This is a genomic window from Bacillus sp. GMa5/1, from assembly GCF_050172015.1.
GTDB classification, from domain to species: Bacteria; Bacillota; Bacilli; order Bacillales; family Bacillaceae_G; genus Bacillus_A; species Bacillus_A cereus.
This window is the reverse complement of sequence record NZ_JBNLYC010000042.1, coordinates 1-15257: the sequence shown is the minus strand read 5'-3', so window position 1 is coordinate 15257 and position 15257 is coordinate 1. Positions and strand designations below refer to the sequence as shown.

Here is a 15257-nt window from a genome sequence, read left to right as displayed (position 1 = left end):
ATTCTTCTCGGTTTTATTTATTCTATCGTTGTAATTTCATTTGAATTATAAGTATGGATACCCGATTCTTCTCGCAGCGCGGTTATATACATCCCTTTCGCCACATCTTTAGCTGAAATTGGTTTATATTTTTTGAAAGCTCCTTTAAAGATAAACGGAATAATACGAGATAACTTTTCAGCCATTCGTTCACCGAAACGAAATTCTTGTCGATTTCCTACTAATAATGATGGTCTAAAAATGTGAATACCACCAATCACTAACTTTTGCAATTCTTCTTCCATTTTTCCTTTCACTTGTGAATAAAAGAAGAATGATTTAGGATTCGCTCCCATAGAAGACACGACAAGGAAATTTTGTACCCCTTGTTTTTCAGCTAAACAAGCAGCTCGTAACGTATATTCATAATCTACTTTTTTAAAATTTGCTTTTGTTTTTGCTTTTTTTATTGTTGTTCCTAAGCAACTAAAAACATCATCCACAGCAAAGAACTCTTTATATTCCTCTAATACCGAAAAATCAACTTGTTTCTGCTGTAACTTCTCATGTTGCAATTGCATTGGCTCTCTTACAAAAATAGTAACCGAATCGTAGTAATCTGATTCAAGTAATAGACGCGTTATCTCTTGTCCAACTAAACCACTTGCACCGAGTATTAACGCTGTTCGCTTATTCATATATGCATATACCTCTTATTTTACTTTTCTCTCCTTTAGTAAAATACAACCTTTAGGAGTTTCCTGCTCTTATTTTACCACAAGTAAAACACTATGCGTACGCATAGTGCTTTACTCACTCTTTTTTCTCATCTCTCTCTTGTAATTTCGTTATTGTTGTAGCGTCCCCTAAATTACTTATTAATCTTCTTAAAAAAATTAATACGAAAGATAATGGCAATACTACCGCTAATATTAATAAAATAGCTTCCATTAAGTAACCCAAGCGCTCATCCCCCTCTTTACCTCCTTTTCAATATATGAAAACAGCGTTGTCACATATGCATGCATTTGCAAAAATAATACCCCTATATTTGACAACTTTATAACAAAAACAAATCGGAATGATTATTATTTATTGCAACTTTATTAAAGATGTATTATACTAAGTTCGCAAACTAAAACGTAATTATTCCGTTTTGTATTAAAATGATATTTTTCTTCTATAATTGGGGAAAATATATCCGTAAAAAAGAAAAGAGGAGAACTTCATGCCTAAAAGATTGACTATATTTTCATTCTTACTTATTTTTACCTTAATTTTCGCTGGCTGCTCAAATAAAAAAGAAAGTAATGCCAAGAAAGATGGAAAGCTAACAGTTTATACAACGATTTTTCCGCTTGCTGATTTCGCAAAGAAAATCGGTGGCGACTATGTAAATGTTGAAGCGATTTACCCACCTGGTGCAGATTCACATACATTTGAACCAAGTCAAAAACAAACAGTACAAGTTGCAAAAGCCGATTTATTTGTTTATAACGGCGCTGAATTAGAACCATTTGCTGAAAAAATGGAAAAAACATTACAAAAAGAAAATGTTAAAATTGTAAATGCATCTAAAGGTATTGAGCTTCGTGCTTCTACTGAAGAAGAGCATCATGATCATGGAGATGGCCATAAAGAAGATGAACATCATCACGATAAAGACCCGCATGTTTGGTTAGATCCTACTCTAGCAATGAAACAGGCAGAAAAAATTAAAAATGCACTTGTAGAGTTACAACCTGAACATAAACAAGAATTCGAAAAAAACTTTGCAGCACTTCAAACTAAATTTACTGATTTAGACGATGGATTTAAGGCAGCTGTAGCGAACGCAAAAACGAAAGAAATTTTAGTTTCTCATGCTGCCTATGGTTACTGGGAACAACGATACGGCCTAAAACAAATTCCTATCGCTGGAATTTCAGCTTCTGATGAACCATCTCAAAAGCAGCTTGCTGACATTACAAAAACAGTAAAAGAACATAATCTAAAATATATTTTATTCGAAACATTCTCTACTCCAAAAGTAGCATCCGTAATTCAAAAAGAAACTGGTACAAAAGTTTTACGCTTAAATCACTTAGCTACTATTTCTGAAGATGATGCAAAAAATAATAAAGATTACTTCACTTTAATGGAAGAAAACGTAAATACATTGAAAGAAGCAACAAACTAATCCATTATATTTTCTAGGCAGCTGAATCTGTTATTCAGCTGCCTTTTTATGTATTTATCCTTGACTTGACCAAAATAACAAGTAAAATTATCCATATTAGCTTTAAAGCTATATTAATTTAGAAGGTGAGTTGGAATTATGAATCTTCACATTTGTGAAGTAACAGCAAAAAATTGGCGTTCAGTAGTTGCTTTAGACGTCGCAAAAGATCAGCAACAATTTATTGAAAGTAACGCGTTTTCTTTAGCAGAATCATTATATGAAGGAAACGGAACGTCAGTAGGTTTATATGATGGAGAAACACTTGTAGGATACGCAATGTATGGATGGTATTCAGTAAAACATAAAAGTGTATGGCTCGATCGCTTTATGATTGACCAACAATATCAAGGAAAAGGATACGCAAAACGTTTCCTTCGCTTACTCATTCAATTCTTACAAGAAAAATTTGAATGCAAAATAATTTACTTAAGTTTACATCCAGACAACAAACTTGCAATGGGACTGTATGAATCATTTGGTTTCCGCTTAAATGGGGATATTGATGATGAAGGTCCAGTTGTAGGTGTTGTAATGGAGTTACTAATAGACGAAAATACAAGCCTGTGAAAACAGGCTTTTTATTATACATTTATCAATTTTTAGTTTCTCCCCCTTATTTAATTCTGTTTTGCAATCTAATAGAATGCTTATAAAAAATAAGCCTGCAATTTACGCAGACTTATTTCACACACTCCTCGAAATGTTCTTGGAACCACTCTTTATTAATATCTCTTCCGATAAAAACTACTTCACTTACTCGCTCTTCGCCCTCTTGCCACTCTCTATCGTACGAAGCAGCAAATAACGTATGTACACCTTGGAAAACGATACGTTTATCTACTCCATCTATCGATAAAATTCCTTTGTAACGATATAAATATTCCCCTAGCTCTTGAACGACAGCTGACATCCACTCATTAAGCTTTTGTAAATCCAGCGGACGTTCTTCACGTAATACAAATGATTTCACACCTTCTAAGTGGTTATGTTCTTTATGAGGGTAAATTTGCAACGTATCTTTCGTTTTAAACGTTTGGATTTGTAATAAAGATGGTATATCTACCTCACAGTTAGTCGCCTCAATTAACTTTGCAGTCGGGTTAATTCTTTGAATTTCATGCAAGAGATTTTCTTTCTCATTCTCTTCAATTAAATCTAATTTATTTACTAAAACGACATCAGCAAACGCAATTTGCTCTTTTGCTTCTAATCCTTTTTCAAAATGTTTATGTATATGATAACTATCTACTACCGTTACAACACCGTTAATTTGGTAAGCAGATTGAATGACTGGATCTAAAAAGAATGTTTGAATAATCGGGCCTGGATTTGCAAGGCCAGTCGTTTCAATTACTAAACCATCAAAATCCATTTTCCCTTCCGCTTTTACGTCCAGTAACTGTTTTAAAGCAACGAGTAAATCTTCACGTACAGTACAGCATAAACAGCCATTTGTCATTTCCATAATTTCTTCTTCCACATTCATAATCAACTGATTATCAATGCCAATTTGCCCTATTTCATTTACAATCACCGCTAATTTCTTACCGTGATTTTCTGATAAAATACGATTTAATAATGTCGTTTTCCCAGATCCAAGAAAACCAGTTAATATTGTTACTGGAATCATTTCGTACATCTCCTTATAGCTATATGTTTCTACATTATAGCATATAGAGAAAATCGTTTTTGTAGCAAAACATATTTATTGTCTCTACACCTAATTAACTATATAATAACATGTAGTAAGAAAGCCTTTTCAAAACATTATTATTCATCAAGGGGGTACTTATAATGGATCGAGTTCAAATGGCTGAAACGCTAGAATTTTCTCGTATTATTCAAGGATTTTGGCGTTTAGCAGAATGGAATATGACGAAACAAGAATTACTTTATTTCATTGAAGATTGTATGGATATGGGAATCACTACTTTTGATCACGCTGATATTTACGGCGCATATACGTGTGAAGGGTTATTTGGCGAAGCTTTACAATTAAAGCCTTCCTTACGAGAAAACATGCAAATTATTACAAAGTGTGGAATCGCTCCCCCATCACCGAAATTTCCAGAGCGATATGTTGCTCACTACAATACTAGTGCAGAGCATATTATGCAAAGTGTAGAAGCATCACTTAAAAATTTACATACAGATTATATTGACGTATTACTTATTCATCGTCCCGATCCTTTTATGGATCCAAATGAAGTGGCAAAAGCATTTTCACAATTAAAACAAGAAGGGAAAGTTCGTCACTTCGGTGTATCTAACTTCTTACCTTCACAATTTAATATGTTAAGTTCGTACTTAGATTTCCCGCTTATTACGAACCAGATTGAAGTTTCTGCATTGCAGCTTGAGCATTTTGAAAAAGGGACAATTGATTTATGCCAAGAAAAACGAATCAATCCAATGATTTGGTCACCTCTTGCTGGTGGGGAGATCTTTACTGGTCAATCAGAACGCGCCGTACGTGTACGTGAAACTGTGCAAAAAGTTGCTACTGAGCTAGGTGTTTCTAGTATAGATACGGTTATGTATGCTTGGTTACTTGCTCATCCAGCTAATATGATGCCAATCGTTGGCTCTGGTAAATTAGATCGCGTAAAAACTGCCGCTCTTGCTACAAAAGTTAACTTAGACCGTCAACAATGGTTTACAATTTTCGAAAGCTCTAATGGACATCCTGTACCATAATGCATAAAAAGAAGAGCTGTTTTCTTACAGCTCTTCTTTTTCATATGTATTTCTAGTCATGGCAAATACACACATATCTCTTAATCCGTTTCCATCTACCGCAACACTCGCACTTTCTAACGTACCTTCTAACTTAAAACCTAATTTCTCAGGTATCGCTCTACTCTTCTTATTGAAAGAATCACAACGAATTTCTACACGATTTGCTTTTAATTCAGAAAAAGCGTAATCGGTTATACCTTTCGCAGCCTCTACCATATAGCCTTTTCCGCTAAACCTTGTATCAATCCAATATCCGATTTCAAATTGAGGTATATCCCAATTAATACGATGTAATCCGGCTGAAGCAATAAATTCACCTGTTTCTTTCGAAAATACTAGTAATCTTAAATCCTCACGTTGCAAAAATTGAATATGTGATTTTCTAATACTTTCTTCTACTTCTTGCTCTGTTTGCTCTTTTTGTGCAAACACCATCCAAGGTTTTAGTTCTTGTATTGAAGCCTGAATTGCATCATATACAACTTTACCATCTCCTGGTTTCGGCATTCGAATAAAAAGTCTGTCAGTATAAAATTCAGAAGGAAAATCGAATAATAATGGATTCACTGTAAACACTCCCTATATTTCTTTTATATATAATAATATCCATCTGAAGTTATATAGTAAAGAATTTTCTGAATTGAAAACCTTTTACTCATTCACTTCCACCGCTACACGAATTCCAGATTCAATCGCACCTTGAATCCATCCGTGATATAGCGTTGTATGATCTCCAGCGAAGAATATTCTCCCCTCTGGTTTGACAATCGCTGGTTGCAGCTCAGATTCTTGACCTGCTTGAAAAAGTGCAAATCCTCCAAGCGCATACGGATCCAATGTCCAGCTTTTTGAAATTCCAGATATGAACTCATCATACACTTGACCACCTAATATTGTTGCTAAGTTGTGTAATGCGTAATAAATACGATCCCCTTTTGATAAACCATCCCATAACAACGCGTCATAAGACCATGTATAGCTACCTAACATCATAGCCGGTCCTTTCTCCCCAATTCCATAACTTGGATAATAGGCATAACGAATTGGCAAATCTGTTATAATTCTGCCACCTAATTGTCCTTGTTCTTCCCAAAATCGGCTTTTAAATTGAATTCCTATTTTCGTCGCAGGCATATAATGTAATTCACGAATTGCTTTCCATTTTTCATGAGATATAGAATCAAACGGATCTACTTCTACAAAACGCATTGTCGAAAACGGAATGGTAACAATAACTAAATCTCCTGTAATACTACTATATTCAAAAGTTTCCTCGTTCCGATAGAAAGCTGTCACACCATTATCGTGTTGATGTAACTTCATTAATTTTTGATTATTTATAATATTCTCTTCTAATTGCGGTAAAAATGACTTTGGCAATCTATCATTCCCGCCCACAATTTCACAAAATCCGCTCTCCTCTTGCATAATGTATAGAAAGCGTAAAGTCTCTACAAACGACCGTTCCAAAAAACCTTCTAAATCTAATAGAACACCAATCATCTCAATTGTTACTGGCGAAAAGTAAGTATTATACTGATAAGGATGATACTTTAAAAATTGTCCAGTAGAGTATCTCCCAAAATCCTTTACAACAATATCCCAATTTTTTTCTGGGTTCTTTTTTATAAAATTTATAATGGGCTGTACCGCTAACAATAATAATTCCTCTGACGTTTTTCCAACTTCATTCATTTCCACAGGATATCTTAGAATACTTGGATCTTTTTCATATTGTTTTAACGTCGTTTTCCGTCCATTTACGTATATAATATCCGTCTCATTCCTATTAATAAAAGGTCTCACCTGTAGCCTAAATTTTCTTATATATGCCATCGTTAATGTATGTGAATAAGGAATCCTCATTGCTCCAACATCTAAATATAATCCGGTATCTTCCATTCTAACTGTTTCTATACGACCACCTACCCGGTTATTTGCTTCAAAAATTTTCACATCATGTCCTGCAGCCTTTAATAAAGAAGCTGAAACTAACCCAGCCATACCAGCTCCCACTACAATAATTTGTTTTGGGCTTATCGTCTTCTTCAATCCTTGATCTATAACTTTTAACGCTTCATCCATTTCAGTATTATACATTATATCTTTCTGCACAATTCCACCCCTTACTTCATCAAATGGACGTTAGTGGTTTAGTGCATTTTATTCATAAATCCCCATAAACATAACACCATTGCAATTTGAATATTCACTAAAAGTACATAAGAGACAGATCTCACTTTTCTTTATACTTCGTATAATATAGCAACTACAAAGAAGGAGTGGTTAAAAATGAAACATACTTATGACTACGATGCTACAAAAAAACATTTAGAATTAAAGAAACAAAACTTATGTAAAAAACTTAGCAATATGACACTATCTGAAAAAGAACGTGAACAACTAAAGCGTGAAATTGACAACTATGAATATATTTTAAATCTAGTCGAAATGAATCATTATGAACGCGGATTTTCTCGTTAAAAGCGGAAATAAGATTATCCGCTTTTCATTTTGAGCATTTCACTACGCATTTTTCATAAGTAAATATATAATAGGATGTACATTAAGATTGAGAGGTATATTCTATGATCAAGTTAAGTGTATTAGACCAATCACCTATTTCAGATGGTAGCACAGCAGCCCAAGCTTTTTCACATACAGTTACGCTTGCACAAGAAGTTGAAAAACTCGGATTCACACGTTTTTGGGTATCCGAACATCATAATTCCGTAAGCTTAGCTGGTTCAAGTCCAGAAATACTTATTTCTCATATTGCCGCAAAAACGGACCGTATTAGAGTCGGTTCAGGTGGTGTTATGTTACCGCATTATAGCCCATATAAAGTTGCTGAGAATTTCCGTGTTCTAGAAGCATTGTATCCGAACCGCATCGATCTCGGTGTTGGTAGAGCACCTGGTGGTATGCCAATAGCAACTCGCGCACTTCAAGAAGGGAAAATGGTCTCACTTGATCAATATCCAGAACAAATTGCAGACGTTGCAATGTACTTACATGATCAAGTACCAGAAAACCATCACTATGCAAACTTAAAAGCCACTCCAGTTATCCCAACGTCTCCTGAAATGTGGATGCTCGGTTCTAGCGGAGAGAGCGCTAAAATTGCTGCAAACAACGGAGCTTCTTTCGCATTTGCACAATTTATTAACGGCTTCGGAGGCCCTGAAGTTATGAGGGCTTACCAAGAACAATATGAGCCTTCGTTTTTAGGAGATAAGCCTAATTCAATCGTTGCCATCTTTGTTATATGCGGAGAAACAAATGAAGAAGCGGAAAAAATTGCTTCTAGTTTAGATCTATCAATCTTATTATTAGAGCAAGGAAAACGAACTACTGGTACACCTTCTATTGAAACTGCTCAAAATTATTCATACAGTGCTTATGATTTATTCCGTATAAAAGAAAATCGTCAACGTATGATTGTTGGTGATCCGTCTTCTGTAAAAGAAAAAATAATAAACTTAAGCAAAGCATACAATACTGACGAATTTATGATTGTCACGATTACCCATCAATTTGAACATAAATTAAAGTCTTATCGCTTACTAGCAAATGCTTTTAATTTATAACTCTAAAAAGAGATGCATCACATGTGATGCATCTCTTTTTCTTACTACTTATTGTTTTTATTTCCTATATATTCAATAGCTTCTTTTAATAGCTCATCAAAGTTAATAGGATAATCATGATCTAAGTTAGGCACAACTTTATACTTATGTTCTATATTCTTATCTCTTAATAATCGTACAAATTGCTGCGTGGATTCGAAACAATCTTCATCTTGATCCCCGCATACTATATATCCTTTTATATGTTTATCCTGCAGCACTCTTAGCAACTCATCCCATTCTTCAATCTCGGGAAGCCACGGTGCTATAAAAACAAAACCATCCACATCTATATCTTTTTGCAAAATCGTATATAAAGCTACTCTTGCCCCTGCAGAAAAACCACCAATTACTACATTTTCTACTGTATGATTTTCTATAAAATTATTGTAATGCTCTTTTAATTCTTCTTTCCCTCTCTCTATATCATTCCAAACAAATCCATCTGAAAACTCAATTTGTGAAGACTGTGGTAAAGCTAACGTGTAATCTTGTGCCAAAACTGATTTCCAATATGGCTCTACTATTTGAATATTTTCTTGGTCACCATGTAATGTAAGTAGTAGATTCCCCTCTTTCTTGCTGTATATATATTTCACATCTGGTCTTTCCTTTTTATATGCTAATTCTTCTCTTTCTTTACATAATTGCACCATTGTATGAAATTCTTTAAATTTATGTAGTGATTTTAAATCTTCGTCGGAAATTAAATATTCATTTCCATACCAGAATCCCTTTTCTATAATGGCCTCCCTCATTAAATGTAATGCTTCTTTTTCAAGTCCTGATGCACTTGCGAGCGCATACTTAAAATTATATATTTGCGCCTCATTCCCTATTACACCTGTAGCGTTTTCCATTATATAATTGTACGCTTCAAAACTTCCTTTATTTGCATAACAACGTAACGTTTCATTTAATAATTGAATGTAAGTCATACTATTTTTCATGTACCAATTCCCCCGAAACTTTTTATAATATTTATTTTGCGAATCTTTATACCACTTTGTGAAGATTTTATATAACTCGCCCTAGCAATATCTTATTCTCCGAATGATACTTAATAGTTATCCTTCTCTGTCCAATACATTTAATATAAATATTAATAAACTGAAAACTCAATATTTTAACAAACAAAAAAAGACAACAATATATGTATTGTTGTTTTCATTACATCTACCCACTCTTTTGTTTTTTTCTATCTGGTTTACTTGAAACTAAATAATGTTTTTCTGAAATATATAAGTCTCTTTTTAAGCTACGATTTAAGTAAGGTCCTAATTTCATTCCACATATGAGGCGATCTTCGCTACCTTCAACAATTGGGAACATTTCTTTTTCTGTTACGTATTGATCTACTGCTTTTTGTACGACATCAATTTCTTTCACTAGGTTTAAATTTTCTGCTGTATGTTCAAATACCTCAAGCGTTTCCTTCGTTATGAGAAAAACATTTGTTGGAAATGCAGGTAAATATGGTTTTAACAAATCATAATTTACTGTATAATCATCATTTACTAATACTGTATAAACGATATTAGCATTCGTTTCTAAAAACTGAGCCATCGCTTGTTCTAATTCATCTTTCGTAATTTCCCGCTCTTCTTTTCCAGTTCTGAAAAAGCGAAACATCGCATCGCCTCCTTTTTACTATATTATAGCATAAAAGAAAACTGAAAAATCATAAAAAAACCCATTGAAATAATTTTTCAATGGGTTTCTATATATTTATCATTATTTTAAGAATGCACTTAGCATCCATACATGCTGTTCTAATGTTGTATGAATTGCTAACAGCATGTCAGCTGATGTTTCATCGCCAGCTTCACCCGAAACTTCCATACCTTCTTTTAATTCTTGAATAAGTGCAGAATAATCATTCACTAATGTTTGCACCATTTCTTCTGCAGATTCTTTGCTTGTCCCTTCGCTGACACTAGATGTTGCGAGATATTCTTTCATTGTCGCTAATGGTTTACCTTCTAAAGCTAAAATACGTTCTGCTAACTCATCAATATACGTTCCAGCCTCATTATAAAACTCTTCAAATTTCTCATGTAATGTAAAGAAGTGTGGCCCTGTCACATACCAGTGATAATTATGTAATTTAACATATAACACATTCCAGTTTGCTACCTGCTTGTTTAATACTTCAACAACATTTGTTTTCGTACTCATACAATCACTCCTCTTATCATTTTGTAATGTTTATCTTTTAATAACTTAATTACATTTTACCATACATTCCCTTTCCTTTCGAACAATTGGCTTATATGTAACAAAGTTTTAACACCTTTAATGCTTCCCTAATATCATTTAATTCATGTATTTTTTCAACCACTTCATACGTCTAATTGTCCAAGCTCATACATATGCATAATAGTACATCAAGCTCATCATAGTAGAAAGAGGGATAACATGGACAATCAACAATGGCAAGTAGCAAAGAAAGTAGCTGCTACTTATATCGGAACTGTCGTTGGAGCTGGATTTGCTACTGGACGAGAAATTGTTGAATTTTTCACAGTGAATGGATTATACGGGACAATTGGCATATGTGTAAGTGGATTTTTTTTTATTTGGCTTGGCACAAAGATGATGTTACTTTCATCACAAATCGGGGCATTTTCAGCGCAAGAATTTAACAAATATTTATTTGGGGATGTATTTGGGAATGTTGTAAACACATTATTATTACTCGTTTTATTCGGCGTAACGAGCGTTATGTTATCAGGGGCTGGTGCAGTATTTGAAGAGCAACTTCGCTTACCAAGACAACTCGGTATTCTCATTACAGTTATCGCTTGTCTCATTATAAGTAGCCGCGGGTTACAAGGTGTTTTTGAAGTAAATACACTTGTCGTACCTATTATGATGATTTTTATTATCGGACTTGCTATTACAACCTTTTTTCACGGTACACCTCCTATTAATAACACTATTCCTGCAGAGAGCTGGAATATGAAATGGATTACTAGCCCTATTACATATGTCGCCTTAAACCTTTCTCTCGCCCAAAGTGTTCTCGTCCCATTAGCCAGTGAAGTAAAGGATCGAAAAGCCATTTTTTGGGGTGGGATTTTAGGTGGTGCTGGACTTTCTTTAATTTTATTATGCAGCCATTTAGCAATCTTATCAGTCGATCAATTTTATCAATATAACATCCCAATGGCTGAAGTCATAAGAAGATTTAATGCAACTTTTCACTTCTTCTTCGTTCTCATTATTTTCGGTGAAGTTTTCACAACTTTAGTTGGTAATGTGTTCGGAATGACAAAACAGATGCAATCTATTACTGGGTGGAAAAATCACAATATTATTTTCTTCATTTTACTAATTAGTTATTGCTTTAGTTACATCGGTTACAGTGACTTACTTCACATTCTATATCCTATCATCGGATGGGTAAGTATTGTTATACTTCCAATCATTGCGTTTAAACAACTTCAAAAAACATAAAAAAGCATCCATGTTATTGGATGCTTTTTTATGTTCATTCACAATCATCACATACTTCCCAGTACGGTCCCATTTCTAATGCTAAATACGGCTTTAACTGCAACCGAATCATTCGACTAGGCATGCGTTCTAAAACAAATTGAATACCTTCTTCATCTTCGTCTAATTCAACTTTTGAAATCGTAATTTTTTGCATAGTCGTAATGGGAATTCCATCTTTATATAAAGTGATTTTCACCTCATCGTATTCATTAAAATACAATTCGACACTCATTTGATTTTTCAGTATTTCATCACCAATTTTAAATGTATCATTTTGTTCTTGGATTATATATTTCCATCCGCCTCTATCTTCTTTCGGAGCTGTTTGAAATAATGTCTCCAAATCCTCGTATAGCATAAGATAACCCCTCTCTTACTAAAAAACGATGAGTATTTTATATACCCTTTATCTCTATCACTATCCATAGCTATTGTACCATATATCACCGTTCTTATCGTATTCATTTGCTTCATACACACTTATAAAATAACTAATTCTATCTCCATTATTATGTATATTACCTCATTACTCCATACACTCTTACAAGTTCAAATAACGACAGACTTTAATCCATGCAAATATTGTCTACTCTCCGCTTTTATTAGCTCACAGCATTCACACTTTTACATATAGTAAGACTACCACAAATAAAAAAGGAGAGTGACTTATACCACTCCCCTTAAAAGAACTTCCCTATAGCTGCTAAAACTAATACGATTATTAAAATTGCAAATAATAATGAGACAATGAAACTAAAAATAGGTAACGCTTTCTTTTCATTCTTCTTAAATAGTAACTTTAAACTAAGAAAAATATTTACTGGTACAAGTATAAAATAAAAATATTTAACAATTTGCACCGAGCTATTCGAAAGTGTTTTTAATATAAACACTTCAATTAGAAAAACAATAAAAAATGAAATACTTAGCCAAAATGAGACGTAACTAAGCCAAGAATGTCTTTTTGTCCCCCAATACACTCCCATAATACTCTCCTTTTATTTGTATTCTATAGGTTAATAATTATACACAAAGCTAACAAACACCTCTATTTTTCGACAAATATTATGCAAAATACCATTTTAAACGTCATAAAGGAAGCTTACATCTCCATTTGATTTTACATAATAAAACAGACTACCCTCTAGTGTCATAATGCTACTAGGGGGAGTCTGTTCTCTATTAAACTTTAAATCTCTCAATTAATACTTGCAATTCTTCAGCCATTTGAGATAGCGTACCCGCCGCTGATCCAATTTCCTCCATCGAAGCTAGCTGTTCTTCAGCTGAAGCCGCAACATTTTGTGTGCTTGTCGCATTATTTTGTGCTGTCATTGCAATTTGTCCTACTGAAATAGATACTTCATTTGCCCCTTTTGACATTCCATTAGCCGTTTCAACCATCGTCTTAATTTGATTAGCTATTTCATTTGTAGATTGTAAAATTTCAGCAAAATTTTGCTTCGTTTCATTTGCAATAACAAGTCCAGATTGAACTTCTTCATTTACATGATTCATTGATTTGACTGTCTTACCCATATCGTCTTGTATTTCGCCTATTAATTTACTAATTTCACTGGAAGATATGCTAGACTGCTCTGCCAATTTACGTACTTCATCTGCAACAATTGCAAAACCTCTTCCATGTTCACCAGCTCTTGCCGCTTCAATTGCCGCATTTAAAGCTAGAAGATTTGTTTGATCTGCAATATTTTGAATTACTTCCAATATATCACCAATTTGTTTTGATTTATTATTTAATAACTGTATAACAGCATCTGATTGTGAAACCGATTCTGCAATAGACTGCATCTGGTTTACTGTTCTTCCTACTAGTTTCCCACCATCTTCTGCTTTTTCACGAGTATGAGCAGAAGCGATATTAATAGATGATGAACTATTTGCTACATGCTGAATTCCTTCCGTTACATCAAACAGTAACATAGCACCATTTTCTACACTTGTTGTTTGCGTCGTTGCCCCACTTGATATTTCATCCATTGCTGTTGTAATTTGCTCAGTTGCTTCACTCGCTTGTCTTACACTTGCAGTTAGTTCTTCTGATGCTGCTGCAACATGTCCTGCCGAAGTGTTAATCCTTCCAATTAACGTTCGTAATGAATTTGTCATCTCGTTAAAACCTTTCGCAAGTTGACCAATTTCATCATTAGAATGAATTTCAATTGTTTGCGTTAAATCCCCTTCACTTATTTCTTTAGAAGTGATAACTAGTCTCTTTAAAGGCTTCGTAATTGAAAGTGTCACAAAATAAATAAGTACTCCACCTACTACTAACGAAATAAGCATAACAATTAACATATTATAAAATACAGGTTGAGCAGCTTCAATTACTTCAGTTGCGTACATCGTCCCACCAATTTTCCAACCTGTTTTTACGTTTGTAGCAAATACCATATTCTTTTCACTACCACCATAAGAATATGTAAAAGCACCATGATTATCTTCATAAATTTTCTTTGCCCAAGAATCAGCTGCTTTATCCCCTGATTTTTCTTGTGGATGAGCAATGATTTTTTGCTTTCCATCTAAAATGAAGGCATATCCTTTTTTACCAATATTGATTAACTTTGTTGTTTTTAATAAATTGTCTAAACTTAAATCTAGCGCAACAACCCCATTTTTATCTTCTGTTTGTTTTGCAATCGTTACGACAATATGTCCATTTCCTTTTGCCTTATATGGCTCGCTAACAACAATACCACCTTGTTTTGCCACTGCATCTTTATACCAAGGTCGTGTTGTTGGATCATAATCTGCTGCCATTTGTATATTTGGTTCCTGTACAAATTTCTTATCATTACCGGCAACATACACTTGTTCAACATCTATATTCAAATTGATATACTGAGATAATGTCTTTCTTAGCTCATCCTGATTATCCCCTTGATACATATTCCCTTGAATTACTCGTGCAAAGTTATTCACATCGTTAAATTTTGCTTCAATCATTTGATTGATTAAATTATCTAATATTTTTATATTATCGTTAGCACTACTCGTAATTTGTGATTCAAAATTCTTTTTAGCAGTTTGATAAGACATGCCCCCGATTATAGAAACGGCTGCAATTAAAATTACAAAGAATGAAATTAATAGCTTTTTTGCTACTTTCATATCACGAAACAAATTTAATAGTTTACCCATTATGAACCTCCTAATTTTCAAAT

17 protein-coding genes and 1 pseudogene are annotated in these 15257 nt (G+C 33.8%); 6 read left to right on the top strand and 12 right to left on the bottom strand.

Annotation, left to right across the window (positions count from 1 at the left end):
• Positions 1-17 precede the first annotated feature (17 nt).
• Together ACQGSG_RS12870 and ACQGSG_RS12865 are read right to left on the bottom strand one after the other, a co-directional pair.
• Positions 18-677: an oxidoreductase gene (locus ACQGSG_RS12870; protein ID WP_001042736.1), complete on the bottom strand. Its 660-nt coding sequence runs from the start codon at positions 675-677 to the stop codon at positions 18-20.
• Positions 678-792: 115 nt separating this feature from the next.
• Positions 793-942, bottom strand: a complete 150-nt coding sequence (locus tag ACQGSG_RS12865; RefSeq protein ID WP_000540932.1) for a hypothetical protein — start codon at positions 940-942, stop codon at positions 793-795.
• Between the two features lie 265 nt (positions 943-1207).
• On the opposite strand from ACQGSG_RS12865, the gene ACQGSG_RS12860 reads away from it, so the two are divergent.
• The gene (locus tag ACQGSG_RS12860; RefSeq protein WP_001126151.1) at positions 1208-2158 is read left to right on the top strand and encodes a metal ABC transporter substrate-binding protein; all 951 of its coding nucleotides are present in this window, start codon (positions 1208-1210) and stop codon (positions 2156-2158) included.
• A gap of 138 nt (positions 2159-2296) precedes the next feature.
• Positions 2297-2767, top strand: coding sequence for a GNAT family N-acetyltransferase (locus ACQGSG_RS12855; protein ID WP_001048677.1), 471 nt, complete (start codon positions 2297-2299; stop codon positions 2765-2767).
• A gap of 112 nt (positions 2768-2879) precedes the next feature.
• Here ACQGSG_RS12855 and ACQGSG_RS12850 read toward each other — a convergent pair whose 3' ends face one another.
• A complete protein-coding gene (locus ACQGSG_RS12850; RefSeq protein ID WP_325842650.1) occupies positions 2880-3830 on the bottom strand; it encodes a GTP-binding protein in 951 nt (316 codons plus the stop codon).
• A gap of 164 nt (positions 3831-3994) precedes the next feature.
• Between ACQGSG_RS12850 and ACQGSG_RS12845 the strand changes: the two genes are divergently transcribed.
• Positions 3995-4897 (top strand): aldo/keto reductase, encoded by a 903-nt coding sequence (locus ACQGSG_RS12845; RefSeq protein ID WP_426947472.1) that lies wholly within the window; start codon positions 3995-3997, stop codon positions 4895-4897.
• Positions 4898-4921: 24 nt separating this feature from the next.
• On the opposite strand, the gene ACQGSG_RS12840 is transcribed toward ACQGSG_RS12845, so the two are convergent.
• Positions 4922-5506 (bottom strand): GNAT family N-acetyltransferase, encoded by a 585-nt coding sequence (locus ACQGSG_RS12840; RefSeq protein WP_001068749.1) that lies wholly within the window; start codon positions 5504-5506, stop codon positions 4922-4924.
• A gap of 84 nt (positions 5507-5590) precedes the next feature.
• Positions 5591-7054: a flavin monoamine oxidase family protein gene (locus ACQGSG_RS12835; protein ID WP_325842651.1), complete on the bottom strand. Its 1464-nt coding sequence runs from the start codon at positions 7052-7054 to the stop codon at positions 5591-5593.
• Positions 7055-7231: 177 nt separating this feature from the next.
• Between ACQGSG_RS12835 and ACQGSG_RS12830 the strand changes: the two genes are divergently transcribed.
• Together ACQGSG_RS12830 and ACQGSG_RS12825 are read left to right on the top strand one after the other, a co-directional pair.
• A complete protein-coding gene (locus ACQGSG_RS12830; RefSeq protein ID WP_000683359.1) occupies positions 7232-7423 on the top strand; it encodes a DUF3896 family protein in 192 nt (63 codons plus the stop codon).
• 104 nt (positions 7424-7527) lie between these two features.
• Positions 7528-8529 carry an LLM class flavin-dependent oxidoreductase gene (locus ACQGSG_RS12825; RefSeq protein ID WP_000594041.1) on the top strand — a complete coding sequence of 334 codons (1002 nt, stop codon included), beginning with the start codon at positions 7528-7530 and terminating at the stop codon, positions 8527-8529.
• Positions 8530-8573: 44 nt separating this feature from the next.
• On the opposite strand, the gene ACQGSG_RS12820 is transcribed toward ACQGSG_RS12825, so the two are convergent.
• The 3 genes from ACQGSG_RS12820 to ACQGSG_RS12810 all read right to left on the bottom strand — a co-directional run bounded on the left by ACQGSG_RS12820 (position 8574) and on the right by ACQGSG_RS12810 (position 10746).
• Positions 8574-9518, bottom strand: a complete 945-nt coding sequence (locus ACQGSG_RS12820; protein WP_098279621.1) for an alpha/beta hydrolase — start codon at positions 9516-9518, stop codon at positions 8574-8576.
• A gap of 226 nt (positions 9519-9744) precedes the next feature.
• Complete coding sequence (locus ACQGSG_RS12815) at positions 9745-10200, bottom strand: DUF3939 domain-containing protein (RefSeq protein ID WP_000488206.1); 456 nt, start codon at positions 10198-10200, stop codon at positions 9745-9747.
• A 102-nt stretch (positions 10201-10302) separates the two neighbouring features.
• Positions 10303-10746 carry a Dps family protein gene (locus ACQGSG_RS12810; protein WP_098279622.1) on the bottom strand — a complete coding sequence of 148 codons (444 nt, stop codon included), beginning with the start codon at positions 10744-10746 and terminating at the stop codon, positions 10303-10305.
• Positions 10747-10986: 240 nt separating this feature from the next.
• Between ACQGSG_RS12810 and ACQGSG_RS12805 the strand changes: the two genes are divergently transcribed.
• Positions 10987-12027, top strand: a complete 1041-nt coding sequence (locus ACQGSG_RS12805) for a YkvI family membrane protein (protein ID WP_000370203.1) — start codon at positions 10987-10989, stop codon at positions 12025-12027.
• Positions 12028-12061: 34 nt separating this feature from the next.
• Here ACQGSG_RS12805 and ACQGSG_RS12800 read toward each other — a convergent pair whose 3' ends face one another.
• The 4 genes and pseudogenes from ACQGSG_RS12800 to ACQGSG_RS12785 form a co-directional block, all read right to left on the bottom strand.
• On the bottom strand, positions 12062-12427 hold the full coding sequence (locus ACQGSG_RS12800) for a DUF3979 family protein (RefSeq protein ID WP_000965059.1): 366 nt from the start codon (positions 12425-12427) through the stop codon (positions 12062-12064).
• Positions 12428-12749: 322 nt separating this feature from the next.
• Positions 12750-13055: a hypothetical protein gene (locus ACQGSG_RS12795; RefSeq protein WP_000539571.1), complete on the bottom strand. Its 306-nt coding sequence runs from the start codon at positions 13053-13055 to the stop codon at positions 12750-12752.
• Positions 13056-13251: 196 nt separating this feature from the next.
• Entirely contained in the window at positions 13252-14070 is an 819-nt protein-coding gene (locus tag ACQGSG_RS12790) for a methyl-accepting chemotaxis protein (protein WP_408732993.1), read from the bottom strand.
• 123 nt (positions 14071-14193) lie between these two features.
• Positions 14194-15132: pseudogene (locus tag ACQGSG_RS12785) on the bottom strand (HAMP domain-containing protein); the annotation flags it as partial.
• Positions 15133-15257: the final 125 nt, after the last annotated feature.

What these genes read in the sequence shown, in the direction of transcription:
- ACQGSG_RS12870 (WP_001042736.1), bottom strand. Translation starts at nt 677, where the DNA reads ATGAATAAGCGAACAGCGTTAATACTCGGTGCAAGTGGTTTAGTTGGA.
- ACQGSG_RS12860 (WP_001126151.1), top strand. Translation starts at nt 1,208, where the DNA reads ATGCCTAAAAGATTGACTATATTTTCATTCTTACTTATTTTTACCTTA.
- ACQGSG_RS12855 (WP_001048677.1), top strand. Translation starts at nt 2,297, where the DNA reads ATGAATCTTCACATTTGTGAAGTAACAGCAAAAAATTGGCGTTCAGTA.
- ACQGSG_RS12850 (WP_325842650.1), bottom strand. Translation starts at nt 3,830, where the DNA reads ATGATTCCAGTAACAATATTAACTGGTTTTCTTGGATCTGGGAAAACG.
- ACQGSG_RS12845 (WP_426947472.1), top strand. Translation starts at nt 3,995, where the DNA reads ATGGATCGAGTTCAAATGGCTGAAACGCTAGAATTTTCTCGTATTATT.
- ACQGSG_RS12830 (WP_000683359.1), top strand. Translation starts at nt 7,232, where the DNA reads ATGAAACATACTTATGACTACGATGCTACAAAAAAACATTTAGAATTA.
- ACQGSG_RS12825 (WP_000594041.1), top strand. Translation starts at nt 7,528, where the DNA reads ATGATCAAGTTAAGTGTATTAGACCAATCACCTATTTCAGATGGTAGC.
- ACQGSG_RS12820 (WP_098279621.1), bottom strand. Translation starts at nt 9,518, where the DNA reads ATGAAAAATAGTATGACTTACATTCAATTATTAAATGAAACGTTACGT.
- ACQGSG_RS12815 (WP_000488206.1), bottom strand. Translation starts at nt 10,200, where the DNA reads ATGTTTCGCTTTTTCAGAACTGGAAAAGAAGAGCGGGAAATTACGAAA.
- ACQGSG_RS12810 (WP_098279622.1), bottom strand. Translation starts at nt 10,746, where the DNA reads ATGAGTACGAAAACAAATGTTGTTGAAGTATTAAACAAGCAGGTAGCA.
- ACQGSG_RS12805 (WP_000370203.1), top strand. Translation starts at nt 10,987, where the DNA reads ATGGACAATCAACAATGGCAAGTAGCAAAGAAAGTAGCTGCTACTTAT.
- ACQGSG_RS12800 (WP_000965059.1), bottom strand. Translation starts at nt 12,427, where the DNA reads ATGCTATACGAGGATTTGGAGACATTATTTCAAACAGCTCCGAAAGAA.
- ACQGSG_RS12795 (WP_000539571.1), bottom strand. Translation starts at nt 13,055, where the DNA reads ATGGGAGTGTATTGGGGGACAAAAAGACATTCTTGGCTTAGTTACGTC.
- ACQGSG_RS12790 (WP_408732993.1), bottom strand. Translation starts at nt 14,070, where the DNA reads ATGGATGAAATATCAAGTGGGGCAACGACGCAAACAACAAGTGTAGAA.